Origin of the sequence: Halomonas sp. A40-4 (assembly GCF_015767635.1) — a bacterium.
In the GTDB taxonomy this organism is placed as follows: domain Bacteria; phylum Pseudomonadota; class Gammaproteobacteria; order Pseudomonadales; family Halomonadaceae; genus Vreelandella; species Vreelandella janggokensis.
Genome location: NZ_CP065230.1, coordinates 3,222,034 through 3,237,665 on the forward strand (window position 1 = coordinate 3,222,034; position 15,632 = coordinate 3,237,665).

Below are 15,632 nucleotides of genomic sequence, written 5' to 3' on the forward strand. Positions count from 1 at the left end.
ATTAACGCGTTGATGGCGGATGGTGCTCCGCCCAATGGCGGGCGATATCGACCCGCCGGGTCACCCAAACGCGGTCGTGGGTTTCGATGTAATCCAAAAAGCGCTGCAGGGCACGAAAACGCCCTGGACGCCCCAATAAACGGCAATGCATGCCCACCGAAAGCATCTTGGGCGCCTCCTCCCCTTCCGCGTAGAGCACATCGAACGCATCGCGCAGGTAGGTAAAGAAGTGATCCGCGGTGTTAAACCCCTGGGGCGCGGCAAAGCGCATGTCGTTGCTGTCCAGCGTGTAGGGCACGATCAAATGGTTGTGATCGCTGCCCTGGCTATCGGTTACCTGGGTCCAGAACGGCAGGTCGTCGCCGTAATAGTCGCTATCGTAAAGGAAACCGCCCTCGTCCAACACCAGTCGACGGGTATTGGGGCTGTCGCGCCCGGTGTACCAGCCCAGCGGTTTCTCGCCGTACAGCCGCTGGAAAATCTCCATGGCGTTTTGCAGGTGTTCGCGCTCGATATGTTCGGGGACTTCCTGATAGTGAATCCAGCGATAGCCGTGGCAGGCAATTTCATGGCCCAACTCCTTGAAGGCCAGGGCGGCCTCGGGGTTGCGCTCCAGCGCCATGGCCACGCCAAACACCGTCAGCGGCAAATCACGCTTCTCGAACTCGCGCAGAATGCGCCACACCCCGGCGCGGGAGCCGTATTCATAAATCGACTCCATGCTCAGATGGCGGTCTGGATAGGACGGTGCGCCGATGATTTCTGATAGAAACTGCTCGGAACCTGAGTCGCCATGCAGCACGCAGTTCTCGCCACCCTCCTCGTAGTTAAGCACGAACTGCACCGCTATTTTAGCGTTGCCGGGCCAGTTGGCATGGGGCGGGGTGCGTCCGTAACCGATCAAGTCGCGGGGGTAATGGCGCTGTGTCATAGACGGCTCCTTAGATGAATCCTGGCATGCGTCGACATAACATGATCATTCGCAACGCCTTATTAGCTTGTATACAAAATAGCCTGATCAAACCTTAACCGCAACGCACGACAAAGCGAATAGGTTGAGACAGGGGATGTTTCACTACCAATAAAGCAGCGAACAGCGCAAAAGTTGATCAATTGGTCAACTAACAACTTGACATTTGACGCAGTCTCGCACTTGCGGTGGGCGAAAAATCGCCCTATTTTGTATACAAGAAAAGATAAATTGTTTACCTGAAACGAACGTATTGCGACCAAGAGGAGAATCGGGTGGCCCATATACGCCTTATCAACCCCAATACCACGGCCTCAATGACCGCCTCGATTTATCGTGCCGCCAACGACTATGCCGCCGCAGGCACGCAGGTCAGTGCCTGTCAGCCGGAAGCTGGCCCAGTGTCGATTGAAAGCCATTTCGATGAGGCAATCAGCGCCGTCGGCGTCGCACAGGAAGTCATCAAGGGCGAGCAGGAAGGCAACATCGATGCCTATATCGTGGCCTGTTTCGGTGACCCTGGGTTGCTCGCTGCCCGTGAGCTGACCCGCGCCCCGGTGGTGGGCATTGCCGAAGCCGCCTTTCACATGGCGACGCTGATCAGCACGCGGTTTTCGATTGTCACCACGCTTGGCCGCACCGGCATCATTGCCGAACACCTGCTGGAACAGTACGGCTTTCGACAGCACTGCCGACGCATTCGCGCCGCCGAAATCCCGGTTCTGGACCTTGAACACCACCCCGAAGTCGCCTACCAGCGCATTGTGCAAGAATGCTGCCGAGCCCGCGACGAAGATGGTATTGGCGCCATTGTGCTGGGCTGCGGCGGCATGGCCAACCTCACCCAGGAAATTAGCCGTGAGGTAGGCCTGCCCGTTGTCGAGGGTGTCAGCGCTGGGCTCAAGCTTGCCGAATCCTTGGTGGGGCTGGGGCTCTTTACCAGCAAGCACGGCGACCTGGCTTACCCGCGGCCCAAACCGTTTACCGGTCAGTTTGCCGATTTTTCAAACCTGACGCTGCCGCCCGGAGGCTAACCCACAAGACACCATCACGATGCCAGCCAATAACAATGACCGCATCAAAAACACACGCCAGCCGCAAGCATCCCCAGCACCGCTGAGGGTCAATAACAGCCATCTTGCGAGGTTCACACCATGAGTGCATCACCATCGGGTCTGACGTCGGACGACCCAGCGACCGTTACACCCAGCGACGGCCAGAAAAGCATAGGCGACGAATCGCTCGCGCCACAAAGTACGCGAATAATGGGGCGCGCCTCTTATTTTCTTGCCTGGTTTGGCGGCTGCGTGTCCATTGGCACCTTCGCCATGGGTTCGAGTGTGGTCGGCACGCTCAACCTGATTCAGGCGACGCTGGCGATCGCCATTGGCTGCTTTGTGATTGGCATTGCCTTGGCGCTCAACGGCGCCGGTGGCTATAAATACGGCATTCCCTTCATGGTCCAGGCCCGCAGCGCCTTTGGCTTTGCGGGCACCCGGCTGCCAGGGCTGGTTCGCGCGGTACCGGCGATCGTGTGGTACGGGTTTCAAAGCTGGATCGGCGCCGGTGCGCTGAACATGGTGTCAGCGACGCTGTTTGGCTTTGATAATCTGGTGTTCTACTTCATTACCTTCCAGCTGCTGCAAATCGCTCTTTCGGTGACCGGTTTTCAGGGCATCAAGTGGCTGGAAAATCTGGGTAGCGGGTTTATTCTCCTGTCACTGGTCTACATGTTTGTAGCTACCATTCAGCGCTACGGCGATGAACTGTCGGCAAACCTGCTGACCATGGAAGGCTCCTGGGGCATGCCGTTCTGGGGCGCAACCATGCTGTTTCTGGGCATCTACAGCACCATGATGCTCAACGTCAGCGACTACTCCCGGGAGCATAAAACCGGCTCGGGGCCGGGCCTGCTGACCACGCTGTATGCCATGTCGATTCTGCCCTGCACGCTGTTCATGGGCCTGATTGGTTTTATGGTCTCGGAAGCCACCGGCACCGCCGACCCCATCCAGGTCTTCGCCAACGCCGTGGATAACACCCCGCTGCTGATGACCACGCTACTGTTCATCGCCTTTGCGCAGGTAACGACCAACGTCCTGAATAACGTCGTTCCGCCCACCTACGTCCTGATGGATATCTTTAAGCTCAAGTTCCCCGTGGCCACCGTGATCGTCGGCCTGCTGGCGTTCGCGACCTTTCCCTGGAAGCTGGTGCAGCCGGGATCGGCAGAAGGGTTGCAGCTTTTCGTGCAAACCTACTCTGCCTTTCTCGGCCCGATCTTCGCCATTCTGGTGGTGGATTATTACGTGATTCGTCGTCGCACGCTGGATCTGGACAAGCTCTACGACGCCAGCGGCCCATACCGGGGTGTTAATGCGGCGGCCTTGATCGCCACCGCCGTGGGCATTGTGGCGGCGCTGCTGTTCTCAGCCGTTTCCTGGTACGCCAGCCTGATTCCCGCCGGGCTGACCTACTTCCTGTTGATGAAGCACTGGCCCGCCTGCCAGCGTTTTAACTCGTAAATCCACTCGCCACTACAAGAGCTAATGCCATGAACAAGCGTAACGACGTCGGCGATCTGGATATCAAGCATATCGATCCCACGCTGTATAACGAGGACCTCGCGCCACTGAAACCCCAGGACCGCAACTGGGGAGCGTTCGAGATATTCAACGTCTGGTCCAACGACATCCAGAGCCTTTTTGGCTATACCCTGGCCGCTTCGCTATTTTTGACTTACGGCCTCAATGGCTGGGCCGTCATGGCCGCCATCATCCTGGCGGGCGTGATCGTGATGTTTCTGGTCAACCTGACCGGCAAGCCCAGCGTCAAGTACGGCATTCCCTTTCCGGTGATGGTACGCGCCAGCATGGGCGTGCGTGGGGCCAACCTGCCCGCGATGCTGCGGGCGATTGTGGGGATTTTCTGGTACGGCGTGCAGACCTACTTTGCCTCGACCGCCATGACGCTGCTGCTGGCAGCGCTGTTCGGTGGCGGTGACGGCGCCACTTTCCTGGGATTATCCAGCTTAGCGTGGATATCGTTCATCATCGTCTGGCTGTTCCAGATCGCGATCTTCTGGGCGGGCATCGAGCGTATCAAGCACTTCCTCAACTGGGCAGGGCCGCTGGTGTACCTGGTCATGATCGCGCTCATGGTCATCGTATGGGTCAAGGCTGGCAGCGAATTATTGCCTGCGATTGACACGATTTTCAGCGGCGGCGAAGCCGATACCACCACGCATCCAGTTAGTGCCTTCGTGGCCATTGTGGGCACCATGGTGGCCTACTTCGCGGCAGTGGTGATCAACTTCGGCGACTTTACCCGCTTTGTGAAAACCGAACGCCAGATGAAGCTGGGCAACCTGCTGGGCTTGCCGCTTAACGTCGCGTTCTTCTCGTTTATCGCGCTGATCATCACCGCGGGCACGCTAGTCTTGTTCGGCGACGCATTGACCAACCCGTCCGATATCGTCGAGCGTGTGGATAACCTGTCGCTGACGATCGTGGCCGCCCTGACCTTCTTCGCCGCCACCGTGGGGATCAACCTGGTGGCTAACTTTATTCCACCCGCCTACGACCTGGCCAATCTGTTTCCCAGCAAGGTGAGCTTTAAACTGGGCGGCCTGATCACGGCGATCATCGCGTTTTTTGTCGGCGCGTTGTGGGTCTCGGTCATCAGCCAGATTGGCGTACCCGGCTTTGTGAATGCGGTCGGGGCCATCGTCGCGCCCTTCTACGGCATCATCGTGGTCGACTACTACCTGATCAAGCGCCAGCACCTGAATATGCAGGAACTGTTTTCCTCCGACCCAGGCGGTGCCTACTACTACACCAACGGCTGGAATACCCGGGCGCTGATCGCCTTTGGCGTGGCAGCACTGTTCTCGATTTCCACCGTGCTGGTACCGGCGCTGGCAAGCCTGAATGGCTACGGCTGGCTGATGGGCGCGGGCCTTGGCGGGCTGTTCTATTACGGTTTGATGCGGCAGTTTAAGGTAGACCCTACTCTTGCTGAGCAGAAGACAAGCTGAAATGAATTAGCCGGTGCTAGCGGCTAATGATTCTAAACGCCATCGGTTCAACGCCGATGGCGCTTTTTATATGTCGGTCTAAACCGGTCATTATGAAGCCCGTTAGTAGCCTCACATGGCAATTCATTTCGCGGTATTGAAGCCCAGTGCAATGAGCTTTTTTCAATCTACAGCGCATATTTTTCTGTCGGGCTGGTATTGCAATACCAATTAAGAGCAAGCCCCCTTAACCCCCAAAAATCTGCTGCAAATCGGGCACGTTCTCTTCCTCTTCGACCATCGAGAGCGAGGCTTCAATAGCTTTCAGATGACGGCTCATAAACGCGCTTGCGCGCTCGCCATTGCCGGTTTCCAGATAGCCGACCAGGTCGTCGTGGTCGTGGGATTCACAACCTAAGTGGCCGGGATGGCCATAGACGGCCAAGATCAGCGATGAACGTGAACACAGGCTTTCCACGAAGGCTGCCAGTGTCGCATTGCCGGAAAGCTGCGCTATGCGAACGTGAAAATCCGCTGACAGGCGTATCGCCACGCTCTGCTCGCCGTTGCGCAACGCCTGTCGCTCGCGCTTGGCCATGTCGCGTAGTTCCGCTGCTTCTTTGTCGCCCATGCGCCGCGCCACGTCGGGCATTAACCCGCATTCGATCAACTGGCGCGCATCAAACACATCCTTGGCTTCGTCGGCGGTGGGCCGGGTAACGCTGGCCCCACGGCGCGGTGTCAGGGTCACCAGTTGCTCCAGCGCCAGGCGCTGCAATATCTTGCGAATCCCGGTGCGGCTGATGCCGAACACATCGGCCAAGGCATCTTCACGCAGCCGTGCGCCGGGCTTAAGCCGCTGTTCAACAATCGCGTCGCTCACCGCGCGATAAATCGCCTCGTGGCGTTCATCGCCTTCCGCTTTCGACGCCGATCGCTTAACCGCCTGCGCATCACTCATCGACTCTCCTCATTGATCATTCGTCCCAGGCGGCGATGGTATCGCGTTCTTCATCGCTCATCTCGGTCATGTTACCTAACGGCATGTAGCGACTCTCGACCACCTGCTGTATGACCGCTTTGTGGGCCAGGATGTCGTCCCAGTCGTCGAACGCATAGTCGGCCGGTGGCGCGGAGAAACCGGCATGTTCAGGATTGCTTGCGTGGCACTGTACGCAGTGCTCCTCGATCAGCCCCGCTATCTGATTGTCGCCGACATCGCTGACCTGGGTGTCGCGATCTGATGGGTCAGCGGTTTGCGAATCCGGTGACGCTACCCAAAACGCCAGGATGACCAGCACCACGCCAGCCGCCGGGTAGCCCCACTGCCGCTTGCCCGCGTGCAGTAACACAAAAAACTGGCGGATAACGGCGCCTGCAAAGATCAGCAGCGACATCGCTACCCAGGCCAGCTCGTGGGAGTAAAGAAACGAGTAGTGGTTACTGACCATCAACAGTACCACGGGCAAGGTGAAGTAGGTGTTATGCACTGAGCGCTGCTTGCCGCGCTTGCCATCCAGAGGATTGGGCGCATCGCCTGCTTTCATGGCCTTCACCATGCGCCGCTGGCCGGGGATAATCCAGAAGAACACATTCGCCGACATGGCGGTGGCCATCACGGCCCCGGTGAGCAGGAAGGCCGCCCGCCCGCCAAACAGCTGAGTGCTTAAATAGGCCACTACCACCATCATCACCGCCACGGCGATGCTCAACAGGCCGTCGCGCTGCATGGTGGGGCTGATGCGTTTGCACAGCTGGTTGTAAACCACCCAGCCGCCGAGCAGGAACAGTAACGCCAGCAGGTTGGCCTGCCAGCCTGACATGTTGGCCGCCCACTGCCACGGGCTATCCGGGTTTATCAGGTAGAAGCCAGGGTTGACCATGTAGAGGATGACGAACAGGGCAAAGCCGGAAAGCCAGGTAGTGTAGGCTTTCCAGAACGACCAGTGCAGGTCGTTGGGCAGTTTGTCGGGGGCCGTGGTGTACTTCTGGTTATGATAGAAGCCGCCGCCATGGACGGCCCACATCTCGCCAAAAATCCCCTTCTGGCGGTCCGCTTCGGCCTTTGGCGTACGCAGGCTGTTATCCAGCATCACGAAATAGATGGACTCACCGATCCAGGCGATGGCCGCAATTACATGCAGCCACCGCAGCAGCAGGTTAACCGCGTCTATCAAATACGTTTGCATCACTGGCCTCCGCCATCAGCTGCCACGATAGGTCGAGTACCCATAGGGCGAGAGCAATAGCGGTACGTGATAGTGCTGCTCGGCATCCGCCACGCCGAAGCGGATGGGAATGACATCCAGGAAGCGCGGTTCAGCGGCGTCGACGCTCTTGGCGCGTAGGTAGTCGCCGGCATGGAAGCACAGCTCGTACTCGCCGGGTGTAAAAGCATCGCCTTCGAGAAGCGGTGTATCACAACGGCCATCCTGGTTGGTGATCACGGTGTGCAGATGCTGCCGCTCGCTGCCGTTTAGCCGCAGTATATCGATGGCAATGCCCTGGCCGGGGCAGCCGAGTGCGGTATCCAGCACGTGAGTCGTCAGATATCCCATGGTGGCTCCTTATTGCTTTTGTGTATCGCGGGTTCAGCGTCGCGTATCGATGGCTTTAGAGTACCGTTAGCTTGTTTTATTGTATACATTGAGCCATCACACACTCAGCCTAGCCCGGAGCGCCCCATGCCCTCACCCGCCGCCGACTTATGCCTTCAACCCTGCCCGAGTGAGCTATCCCTTGACGCCTTTATCGAGCATTACGGCGATATCTACGAGCACTCTCCCTGGGTCGCTCAGGCAGCCTGGGAAACCGGCTTGACCTCGACACATGACCACCCGGATGCCCTGGCTGACGCGATGGGCCTTCAACTCCAGCAGGCGAGCAGCGAAAAACAGATACGCGTTATTCAGGCGCACCCCGACCTCGCTGGCAAAGCCGCAATGGCAGGCAGATTGACCCAGGACTCTACCAGTGAACAGGCAGGGGCCGGGCTTGACCAATGCACGCCTGAAGAGTTTGCCCGCTTCGAGCAGCTTAACGCCGACTACAAGGAAAGATTCGGTTTTCCTTTTGTGATCGCCGTGAAAGGGCTGGACCGGTTCGCCATTTTGGAGGCATTTGCCAAGCGCCTCGAGAACGACGCAATGACAGAGCGCAAAACCGCCATCGAACAGATCATCCGCATCGCTAGGCTACGTCTCCGCGCACGGGCCGCGGAACAACAGCAATAGGTTTGGCGGCCTACCAACCGCTTGTATACAGCACCCAGCAAAAAAACTGCGCTCTAAAAAGAGCGCAGTCATTAACCAAGGCGATTAAACGATAGTGACCAGGCTTACTGCTTGGCCGTCTCTACCGCTTTCTTGGTGGTATCTTCGGCCATTTTCTGGCTGTCTTTGATGAAGCTCTGGCTGATGGAAGTGACTTTTTCGCCATCCCCCTTCATGCGCTCCATCAGGTCGCTGGTAGCTTTCTGCTGGCTTTCCATTGCCTTCTTGAAGCTGTCGGCATCTTTCACGTCCAGCCAGGTGCGAGCCTGGGCAATGCTCAGATCCGAGTAGGCACGAACAGCGTCAAGCTGTGCGCTAACGATCTGATCATAGTAGTCCAGCGCTGTCAGCGTGTAAGAACGCATCGGCGATACAAAGATGGACTCGACTTGCTGGCTGGCTTTTTCGGCGGCTTTATTCATCGCGCTAACTCCTTAAAGTGAGTAACGACATAGGCGCGCCTTGGAAAGGGAATATCAGTAAGGTCAGCGCCTCTGCTACACCACACGTTAGCAGTCGATTTTGTGCAGTGCAACATAAATTTTCGACTAGGCGATATCCCGCACCGTGGCAGCCTTGCCGGCAATGCCATCGTGAACAGCCAGCATGCGCTTAAACCATTGATCCACAACGTCTTCTGCATCAACCAGCGACTCATTCGATACGGTATATGCCCACATCATGCTGCCAAATAACAGGTAATCAGCCCCCGCGGGCGAGTCGCCATCGATAAAGTCGGCGTCATTCAGTTGAGCGTAGACCGGCGCAAGCGCCTGCTTGAGTTGCGCCCGCCCCTTCTCGGGCTGGTGAAGCGATTCCAACGTGCAGCCAAAACGCGCCTCGCGGGTCTCACGGAAATAGTCGCGGTCGTCGGGGTGGATCACCGCCAGCAAGTCGAGCGCGACTATCTTGAACAGTGCGGGCGTCACGCTACGTTCAACATAATGCTTGAAGAACCGCGCCCGCTGATAGCTGGCCCCTTCGCCAAAAAGCGGCGCCTGGGGGTAGGTATCGTCAAGGTAGCGCATGATATCAAAGCTGTCGGTCACCACTTGCTCACCATCCACCAGTACCGGCACCTTGTCGTGATTGGCAAACGCGATAGCGTCTTTTTCGAGAAACCGCCAGGGCTGGGTGGTAAATGAGAGACCTTTATGGGCCAGCGCCATGCGCACTCGCCAGCAGAAGGGCGAAAAACGTAGTCGCTCGTCGCGACCACAAAGATCATAGAGTTTGATTGCCACCGTCATCGTCTCCTTGTTGCTGTTGGTCATAATGGTAGGACACCTTAACCCACTAACCATGGCCGCAAGTCTTCCACGACGCAAGCGCCTGCGATTAGCGGTGCAGCACTGACCCTCGACAGGCTAACCCTACTGTCTATTAGTCTAATGAGTACCGCTCGATATCTGCTTAACAATTCTCCATAAAAAATAATATAAACAGTTACTTAACGAACAACAACAAGATTACGACATGACATCAGGACGGATCGTTATTGGTCATACCAATTTTCCACCAGTAGTCATCGTATCGGTAGCGCCGTATCTTTCGTTCTGACATCTAATGCCTTAAATACGGCGCGTCATTATTGTGGAGCACAACGGTTAATAACAAGGAGTCGAGTTCTTCCCATGAATGAATCATTTCTTGCCCTTCTGGCATTCACACCGCTGTTGTTAGCGGGAATATTGCTCATTGGCTTTAAAATACCCGCCAAGATCGCCATGCCCATCGTCTTCCTGGCGGCGGCCATTATCGGCTTGACCGCCTGGGACATGTCTTTGTCGCGGATAGTTGCTTCGACGATCCAGGGGCTGATCCAAACGGCAGGGCTGTTGTGGATTATTTTCGGCGCGATCCTGCTTCTCAATACGCTCAAGCACTCGGGGGGTATCACTGCTATTCGTAACGGCTTTTCGGGTATCAGCCCCGACCGTCGCGTCCAGGCGCTGATCGTTGCCTGGCTGTTTGGCTGCTTTATTGAAGGGGCGTCTGGCTTTGGCACCCCCGCCGCTGTAGCCGCGCCGCTGATGGTCGCTTTGGGATTCCCGGCGCTGGCGGCAGTTGTGGTCGGCATGATGATCCAGTCCACGCCCGTCTCCTTTGGCGCCGTGGGCACCCCGATCGTCGTCGGCGTGGGCAGTGGTCTTGACCGTGCAGGCATCACCTCTGAACTGGAATCCGTGGGGTCAACCTGGGATATCTTCTTCCAGCAGGTAACCAGCGGTGTGGCGGTCACCCACGGTATTGTCGGCATCCTGATGCCGCTGATTCTGGTCACGATCATGGTGCGTTTCTTCGGTGCCAACAGGTCGTGGAAAGAAGGCCTGTCGATTGTGCCCTTCGCCATCTTTACGGGTATTTCATTCGTCGTTCCGTATATGCTGGTGGGCGTGTTCCTGGGGCCAGAGTTTCCGTCCATGATCGGTGCGATGGTGGGTCTCGCAATCGTCGTACCGGCAGCACGCAAAGGCTTTCTGCTGCCCAAGGACACCTGGGACTTCCCCGAGTCGACCTCATGGCCCGACGAGTGGATCGGCAACCTGCAGATCAAGCTTGAAGACGTTGTCGGGCAGGCACCGATGTCGACCTTCAAGGGCTGGGTGCCTTATGTGCTGCTGGCTGTCTTCCTGGTGGCGTCGCGCACCATTGAGCCGCTGCAAGCGGCACTGACCTCGTTGAGCCTGAGCTGGTCGAATATCCTCGGCGAGGAAGGTATCAGCGGCAGTATTCAGCCGCTCTACCTGCCGGGCGGCATCATTCTGGCAGTGGTGGCCGTCACCTTCTTTATTCACCAGATGAATGCCCGCAAGATGAGCGCGGCACTATCTGAATCCACCAAAACCATTTTTGGCGCGGGCTTCGTACTGATTTTTACCGTGCCGATGGTACGAATCTTGATCAACTCAGGGGTTAACGGTGCTGATATCGCGTCCATGCCGGTGATGATGGCGCAGGCCGTTGCCAGCGGCGTGGGTGATATCTATCCGTTCTTCGCACCAGCTGTGGGTGCCATGGGCGCCTTTATTGCCGGTTCGAACACCGTGTCCAATCTGATGCTGGCCGAGTTTCAGTTCAGTGTCGCGGAAACCCTTGGCCTGTCCACCGCCATGATGGTGGCACTGCAAGCCGTTGGGGCAGCCGCCGGTAACATGATTGCGATTCACAACGTGGTCGCTGCGTCGGCAACGGTTGGGCTATTAGGCCGCGAAGGGGCTACCATTCGTAAGACGATCCTGCCGACGATCTATTACCTGGTCGCCACAGGCTTGATCGGCTTGATTGCCTTTTATGTACTGGGTGTTACCGACCCGCTTGTCGGGTCGTAATCCTCAACCCCATGACGTCGCCGGGGGAAACCTCGGCGACATTATGCAAAAGCTTTCCACCATCATCAGGATGGATTTATGGAAATCTTTTCCATAACATAGAGCCACGGACTTCCCACGCTCTCCTCATCTTCAGGAGCTATCATGAACATCCTCTTTGATGAGCGCCTCGATGGCGAACTGGTTCGCCGCGATAAAACCGAGGTGTTGACCGACCTGCAGCAGGCAGTGCCTTCGCTTACCTTACTCCACCGCGAAGAGGATCTTCGACCGTTTGAGTGCGATGGCCTGGCGGCTTACCGGATTTTGCCGATGCTGGTGGCGCTACCCGGGACCCTTGAAGAAGTAGAAGGGTTGCTCAAACGCTGCCACGCTCTCGGCGTGCCGGTGGTCACGCGCGGCGCGGGCACCGGGCTTTCCGGGGGCGCGCTGCCTCTGGAACGCGGCGTGCTGCTGGTCATGTCCCGCTTCAATCAGATTCTCAAGGTCGACCCCGAAGCGCGCCTTGCAAGGGTGCAACCCGGCGTACGCAACCTGGCGATCTCCGAAGCCGCCGCCCCCTATGGGCTTTACTACGCCCCCGACCCGTCGTCACAGATCGCCTGCTCGATTGGCGGCAATGTGGCCGAGAACGCTGGCGGCGTGCATTGCCTGAAATACGGCCTGACTGTTCACAACGTGATGCGCGTCGACATACTGACCATCGAAGGTGAACGCATGACACTGGGCGCCGAGGCGCTCGATGCGCCAGGCTTTGACCTGCTCGCGCTGATGAACGGTTCTGAAGGCATGCTCGGGGTCGTCACCGAAATCACCGTCAAGCTATTGCCCAAGCCGGAAACCGCCAAGGTCCTGATGGCCAGCTTCGACGACGTCGAGAAAGCAGGTCGCGCAGTAGGCGATATCATCGCCGCAGGCATTATTCCCGGCGGCCTGGAAATGATGGACAAGTTGGCCATCAAGGCTGCCGAGGATTTCGTCAAGGCGGGCTACCCGCTGGATGCCGAAGCCATTCTGCTGTGCGAACTCGACGGCGTGGAAGCCGATGTGGACGACGACTGCGACACCGTTCGCCGCGTGCTTATCGACGCCGGGGCCACCGACATTCAGCAGGCCCGCGATGAGGCCGAACGCGCCAAGTTCTGGGCGGGCCGCAAGAATGCCTTCCCGGCGGTTGGCCGGATGTCGCCGGATTACTACTGCATGGATGGCACTATTCCGCGACGAGAATTGCCAAGGGTGCTCAAGGGCATTGCCGCGCTGTCCGAAGAAAGCGGCCTGCTGGTGGCCAATGTGTTTCACGCCGGCGACGGCAATATGCACCCGCTGATTCTGTTCGATGCCAACAAGGAGGGCGAACTGGCGCTGGCGGAAGATGTCGGCGGCAAGATACTGGAATTGTGCGTGGCCGCTGGCGGGTCGATCACCGGCGAGCATGGCGTAGGCCGGGAAAAGATCAACCAGATGTGCAGCCAGTTCCAGCCCGACGAGCTGACCGTTTTTCATGCCTTGAAAGCGGCGTTTGACCCGCTGCGGTTGCTCAATCCGGGCAAAAATATTCCTACTCTGGCGCGCTGCGCCGAGTTCGGCGCGATGCACGTCCATAACAACGAATTACCGCATCCTGAACTGCCACGTTTCTAATGCGCCAGGTAAAGACCCTGACTAGGAAAGACCATGACTAACACCGTGACTCACACTGCGGATGGCGACATCGCCGAGGCGCTGTGCGACCAGGTCCGCGAGGCCCACGCCTCACGCACACCGTTGCGCATTGTCGGCGGCGACACCCGGGCCTTCTATGGCCGCCCGGTGGAAGGCCAAGCGCTCAACCTTGCCGGTCACAGCGGCATTGTCGACTATGACCCGGTCGAGCTGGTGGTCACCGTTCGCGCCGGTACCCGGTTAAGCGCACTAGACGCCGAATTGGCCAAGAACCATCAAATGCTCGCCTTTGAGCCGCCTGCCTTTGGCGAGGCCAGCACCATTGGCGGCGCTGTGGCTACCGGGCTTTCCGGCCCACGCCGGCCCTGGGCAGGCGCCGCTCGCGATTTCGTTCTCGGCACACGGGTCATTACCCAGGAAGGCAAACTGCTGCGCTTTGGCGGCGAGGTAATGAAGAACGTCGCCGGTTACGATTTCTCCCGCCTCATGGCAGGCGCACAAGGCACGCTGGGCGTGCTGGCCGATATCTCCTTCAAGGTACTGCCGTTGCCCAGCGCCAGCCACAGCTTGCGCTTGTCAATGGGTATCGACGATGCGCTGAAGAAGCTCGCCGAGCTTGGCCGTCAGCCGCTGCCGATCACGGCCGCTGCCTGGCATCAGGACGAGCTTTTTATCCGCCTGGAAGGTGGTCATAGCTCGGTGAAAGCCACGCGTGAACGCCTGGGCGGTGACGACCTTGATGCCAGCTTCTGGCAGCAGTTGCGCGACCATCAGCACGCGTTTTTCACCCCAAGTGAAGACCAGGTACTGTGGCGGCTGTCGCTGCCACCCAACACACCGCCTCTGGCGTTGGGTATCGACGACGCTGATATGTTCTACGATTGGGGCGGTAGCCAGCGCTGGGTGAAGACATCGCTGGATGCCGATACGCTTCGCGATGCCTGCCATACCGCCGGTGGCCACGCCACCTGCTATACCCCCTATGCGCAAGGTGGCACGCAAAGCCCCTTTACGCCGCTGCCCAGCGTGGTGGAAAAATACCACCGCAACTTGAAAGCGGAACTAGACGCCCACGGCATTTTTAACCCGGGACGTCTCTATGCGGCGTTTTAATCAGGAGAGCTGACATGCAAACGCAGTTTACCGATGCCGACCTTGAAAAGCCGCACATCCAGGAAGCCGACCGCGTGCTGCGCACCTGTGTGCACTGCGGCTTCTGTAACGCCACCTGCCCAACCTATCAGTTGCTGGGCGATGAGCGCGACGGTCCTCGTGGTCGCATCTACTTGATGAAGGAGCTACTTGAGAGTCGTGATGACGACGATCAGGTCACCGAAGAAACCCGCCTGCACCTGGACCGCTGCCTCACCTGCCTTAACTGCGAGACCACCTGCCCGTCAGGCGTGGAGTATCACAAGCTGCTCAATATTGGCCGGGCCGAAATTGAGCGTCGCGTACCGCGACCGGCTGCCGAGCGGGCGCAGCGTTATGCACTACGCAAAATGCTGGTCGAGCCGCAGCGCTTCAAGGCACTGCTGGCGCTGGGCCAAACTTTCAAACCCCTGGTACCCGGCAAGCTACGCAGCAAAATGCCGGGCGCGCCAGTCGACGCGGGTCAGCGGCCGAGTACCCAGCACAGTCGTCAGGTATTGATGCTGGAAGGCTGCGTCCAGCCAGGTCTATCGCCCAACACCAATGCCGCCACCGCAAGGATCCTCGACCGTTTGGGCATCAGCGTGACGCCGGTATCCGAGGTGGGCTGCTGCGGCGCGATCGACTTCCACCTCAATGCCCAGCAAGCTGGCCTCGCCCGTGTGCGGGCCAATATTGACGCCTGGTGGCCACACGTTGAGCAAGGTGCCGAAGCCATCGTGCAAACCGCCAGCGGCTGCGGCGCCTTCGTCAAAGAGTATGGCGAAATGCTCAAAGACGACCCGGACTATGCCGACAAGGCCGAGAAAATCAGCGCCCTGGCAAAGGACATCGTCGAAGTGCTGCGTGACGAACCACTTGAGTCACTGGATGTGCAAGCCAGCCAGCGGCTGGCGTTTCACTGCCCCTGCACGCTGCAGCACGCTCAGAAGCTCAACGGCGCGGTTGAAAGTGTGCTGACCAAGCTTGGCTTTGCACTGACCCCGGTGCAGGATGCTCACCTATGCTGCGGCTCGGCGGGCACTTATTCGATCACCCAGCCTGAACTGGCGACCCAGCTACGCGACAATAAACTCAACGCTCTGGAAGCGGGCAATCCGGAAATGATTGTCACCGCCAACATTGGCTGCCAAACCCACCTGGCCGGTGCCAACCGCACGCCGGTACGCCATTGGGTGGAAATCGTCGACGCTGCGTTACACTGATTCCACACATCACATTACCCC

General features: G+C 58.3%; 14 protein-coding genes. 8 read left to right on the plus strand and 6 right to left on the minus strand.

Annotated features, from left to right (window positions below; all coding sequences use genetic code 11):
- Position 1: 1 nt before the first annotated feature.
- On the minus strand, positions 2 to 931 hold the full coding sequence (gene puuE, locus IT895_RS15065) for an allantoinase PuuE (protein ID WP_199283951.1): 930 nt from the start codon (positions 929 to 931) through the stop codon (positions 2 to 4).
- Between the two features lie 314 nt (positions 932 to 1,245).
- Between puuE and IT895_RS15070 the strand changes: the two genes are divergently transcribed.
- The 3 genes from IT895_RS15070 (at position 1,246) to IT895_RS15080 (ending at position 5,006) form a co-directional block, all read left to right on the plus strand.
- Complete coding sequence (locus tag IT895_RS15070) at positions 1,246 to 2,004, plus strand: aspartate/glutamate racemase family protein (protein WP_267905857.1); 759 nt, start codon at positions 1,246 to 1,248, stop codon at positions 2,002 to 2,004.
- Between the two features lie 120 nt (positions 2,005 to 2,124).
- A complete protein-coding gene (locus IT895_RS15075) occupies positions 2,125 to 3,495 on the plus strand; it encodes an NCS1 family transporter (protein ID WP_199283952.1) in 1,371 nt (456 codons plus the stop codon).
- Between the two features lie 29 nt (positions 3,496 to 3,524).
- Positions 3,525 to 5,006 carry an NCS1 family nucleobase:cation symporter-1 gene (locus IT895_RS15080; RefSeq protein ID WP_199283953.1) on the plus strand — a complete coding sequence of 494 codons (1,482 nt, stop codon included), beginning with the start codon at positions 3,525 to 3,527 and terminating at the stop codon, positions 5,004 to 5,006.
- Positions 5,007 to 5,232: 226 nt separating this feature from the next.
- On the opposite strand, the gene IT895_RS15085 is transcribed toward IT895_RS15080, so the two are convergent.
- From IT895_RS15085 to uraH, 3 genes are read right to left on the minus strand one after another with little or no spacing between them, the layout of a single operon-like run.
- Positions 5,233 to 5,946, minus strand: coding sequence for a GntR family transcriptional regulator (locus IT895_RS15085; protein WP_085917116.1), 714 nt, complete (start codon positions 5,944 to 5,946; stop codon positions 5,233 to 5,235).
- A 16-nt stretch (positions 5,947 to 5,962) separates the two neighbouring features.
- The gene (locus tag IT895_RS15090) at positions 5,963 to 7,174 is read right to left on the minus strand and encodes a urate hydroxylase PuuD (protein ID WP_199283954.1); all 1,212 of its coding nucleotides are present in this window, start codon (positions 7,172 to 7,174) and stop codon (positions 5,963 to 5,965) included.
- A gap of 15 nt (positions 7,175 to 7,189) precedes the next feature.
- Positions 7,190 to 7,543: a hydroxyisourate hydrolase gene (gene uraH, locus IT895_RS15095; protein WP_199283955.1), complete on the minus strand. Its 354-nt coding sequence runs from the start codon at positions 7,541 to 7,543 to the stop codon at positions 7,190 to 7,192.
- 126 nt (positions 7,544 to 7,669) lie between these two features.
- Between uraH and uraD the strand changes: the two genes are divergently transcribed.
- The gene (uraD, locus tag IT895_RS15100; RefSeq protein ID WP_199283956.1) at positions 7,670 to 8,218 is read left to right on the plus strand and encodes a 2-oxo-4-hydroxy-4-carboxy-5-ureidoimidazoline decarboxylase; all 549 of its coding nucleotides are present in this window, start codon (positions 7,670 to 7,672) and stop codon (positions 8,216 to 8,218) included.
- Between the two features lie 104 nt (positions 8,219 to 8,322).
- On the opposite strand, the gene IT895_RS15105 is transcribed toward uraD, so the two are convergent.
- Together IT895_RS15105 and IT895_RS15110 are read right to left on the minus strand one after the other, a co-directional pair.
- Entirely contained in the window at positions 8,323 to 8,679 is a 357-nt protein-coding gene (locus tag IT895_RS15105; protein ID WP_085917112.1) for a phasin family protein, read from the minus strand.
- 126 nt (positions 8,680 to 8,805) lie between these two features.
- Positions 8,806 to 9,501, minus strand: coding sequence for a glutathione S-transferase family protein (locus IT895_RS15110; RefSeq protein ID WP_199285505.1), 696 nt, complete (start codon positions 9,499 to 9,501; stop codon positions 8,806 to 8,808).
- A 390-nt stretch (positions 9,502 to 9,891) separates the two neighbouring features.
- Here IT895_RS15110 and IT895_RS15115 point away from each other — a divergent pair, with 390 nt between their 5' ends.
- From IT895_RS15115 to glcF, 4 genes are all read left to right on the plus strand, one after another.
- A complete protein-coding gene (locus IT895_RS15115) occupies positions 9,892 to 11,589 on the plus strand; it encodes an L-lactate permease (RefSeq protein ID WP_085917111.1) in 1,698 nt (565 codons plus the stop codon).
- A gap of 144 nt (positions 11,590 to 11,733) precedes the next feature.
- Positions 11,734 to 13,233: a glycolate oxidase subunit GlcD gene (glcD, locus tag IT895_RS15120; RefSeq protein ID WP_085917110.1), complete on the plus strand. Its 1,500-nt coding sequence runs from the start codon at positions 11,734 to 11,736 to the stop codon at positions 13,231 to 13,233.
- Between the two features lie 33 nt (positions 13,234 to 13,266).
- Entirely contained in the window at positions 13,267 to 14,367 is a 1,101-nt protein-coding gene (glcE, locus tag IT895_RS15125) for a glycolate oxidase subunit GlcE (RefSeq protein ID WP_199283957.1), read from the plus strand.
- A 14-nt stretch (positions 14,368 to 14,381) separates the two neighbouring features.
- Positions 14,382 to 15,611 carry a glycolate oxidase subunit GlcF gene (gene glcF, locus IT895_RS15130; protein ID WP_199283958.1) on the plus strand — a complete coding sequence of 410 codons (1,230 nt, stop codon included), beginning with the start codon at positions 14,382 to 14,384 and terminating at the stop codon, positions 15,609 to 15,611.
- Positions 15,612 to 15,632: the final 21 nt, after the last annotated feature.